The sequence below is a fragment of the Ruminococcus sp. 1001713B170207_170306_F1 genome, from assembly GCF_015668065.1.
Taxonomy (GTDB): Bacteria; Bacillota; Clostridia; order Lachnospirales; family Lachnospiraceae; genus Blautia_A; species Blautia_A faecis.
This window is the reverse complement of sequence record NZ_JADPEX010000076.1, coordinates 1-1,057: the sequence shown is the minus strand read 5'-3', so window position 1 is coordinate 1,057 and position 1,057 is coordinate 1. Positions and strand designations below refer to the sequence as shown.

At 42.6% G+C, this 1,057-nt stretch carries 1 pseudogene; it reads right to left on the bottom strand.

Annotated features, from left to right (window positions below):
* Positions 1–104 precede the first annotated feature (104 nt).
* Positions 105–797, bottom strand: a pseudogene (locus I4V84_RS19545) (reverse transcriptase domain-containing protein); the annotation flags it as partial.
* Positions 798–1,057 lie beyond the last annotated feature (260 nt).

Here is a 1,057-nt window from a genome sequence, read left to right as displayed (position 1 = left end):
GAGATAAATTTAAAGAAATCCCGTATTTACGCAGATAATCAGCGTTAACTCGTCATAACGTTTATCTCGTCATAAGGCGGTTTATGCCGAGCTCGGCATAAATCCCCTTGTGGTGAGCCTTCCTCTGTGTCAATGACCACTCCGTTTTCCATTACACCGCTCTTCAGATAGCGCTTTATCAACTGTACTACACGTTCATCTTTTACATTCTTCCGGAGAAGATTGATGAGAATTTCGTGATTAAGAGTATCGAAGTACTTTGACAAGTCAAGGACTACAGCAAATGTATAGCCTTGTTCTGCATACTCCTTAACCTTAAATATTGCATCTTTTGCACTTCTGTTCGGACGATAGCCATAGCTACCATCTGCAAACAGCGGTTCATAGATTGGCACTAACTGTTGGGTTATTGCCTGTTGAAGTGTACGGTCTATTACTGTTGGTATGCCAAGTTTTCGCACACCACCATCTGGTTTTGGAATCTCAACTCGTCTTACTGGAGACGGAGTATACTTTCCACGATAAATGCGGTCAGTTAACTCTTGTTGATGTTCCTTTAGATATAGAAGAGCCTCCTCAATAGTCATGCCATCAATTCCTGGCGCTCCCTTGTTTGCCTTAACTCTCTTATACGCTCTGTTAAAGTTATCTTTATACAGTATCGCTTCCAAAAGTCTCGGCTGTGCACTATCTCTTTCTTTCCATATCCGATTGAATGACCTAGACGCTTTCACATACCCTTCATGTTCCGCATTATCTCTTTGCGAACAGCCATTATTTTCAATGTTTTCTGCCATAGACGGTCATTCCTCCTTTCTCGGTTATACTCAAGGTTCCTACTGATTCGGTCCTTCACCTCGAACAGAACTTGTTTCGTTTGGCTACTATGACCTCTGCTGACTTCTGTGCGTTCAGCATTGCTTTATGCAATGGTTACCTCTTTCAAGGCATACCGCACAGACCTCCCTAGGTACCACACATTTCTTCCTCTCCATCCATCTGCCTCATTTATCATGCATGATTCCGTGTAGTTATTGGGCTTCAATTTGGACTGCAA